The organism is Methylobacterium sp. CCH5-D2 (assembly GCF_001556475.1).
Lineage (GTDB): Bacteria > Pseudomonadota > Alphaproteobacteria > Rhizobiales > Beijerinckiaceae > Methylobacterium > Methylobacterium hispanicum.
Genome location: NZ_LSIX01000522.1, coordinates 1 through 639, shown reverse-complemented (window position 1 = coordinate 639; position 639 = coordinate 1). Strand labels below are relative to the sequence as shown.

The following is a 639-nucleotide window of genomic DNA, read 5'->3' as shown; positions in this document are numbered from 1 at the left end:
CCCCCTCCTCCGCCGGCAGGACCAGAGGCGTCCCGCCCTCGCTGCGCAGGGTGAAGCGGATCCCCGGCTGGGCCACCGCGAGACGCCGCACGATCTCGGCGACGGCCGCCGTCTCGGCCCGGTCGGACTTGAGGAACTTGAGCCGCGCCGGGGTCGCGGCGAAGAGTTCGGTGACCTCGATCCGCGTGCCGCGCTGGGCGGGGGCCGGGCGGACCTCGCCCTTGCGGCCGGAATCGACCGTCAGCGTCGCGCCCTGCGCGGCCCCGTCCGTGCGCGAGGTCAGCGTGAGCCGCGAGACCGCGCCGATCGAGGGCAACGCCTCCCCGCGGAAGCCCAGGCTGTCGATGCGGAAGAGGTCGCCGTCCGGCAGCTTCGAGGTGGCGTGGCGCTCGACCGCCAGCGCCAGATCCTCCGGCCCCATGCCGACCCCGTCGTCGATCACGCGGATCAGCCGGCGCCCGCCGCCCTCGATCGCCACCTCGATCGTCCGCGCGCCCGCATCGATCGCGTTCTCGACCAGTTCCTTCACGGCGGAGGCCGGGCGCTCCACCACCTCGCCTGCCGCGATGCGGTCGACGAGGATCGGATCGAGGCGGCGGACCGGGCGGGACGAGGCGGGCATCGAACCGAGTATAGCGC

Annotated in this window: 1 protein-coding gene; it reads right to left on the bottom strand. The window is 74.6% G+C overall.

Translation table 11 applies throughout. The features are described 5' to 3' along the window. A partial coding sequence (mutL, locus tag AX737_RS13335) for a DNA mismatch repair endonuclease MutL (RefSeq protein ID WP_197430569.1) occupies positions 1 to 622 on the bottom strand: 622 nt, incomplete at its 3' end. Positions 623 to 639: the final 17 nt, after the last annotated feature.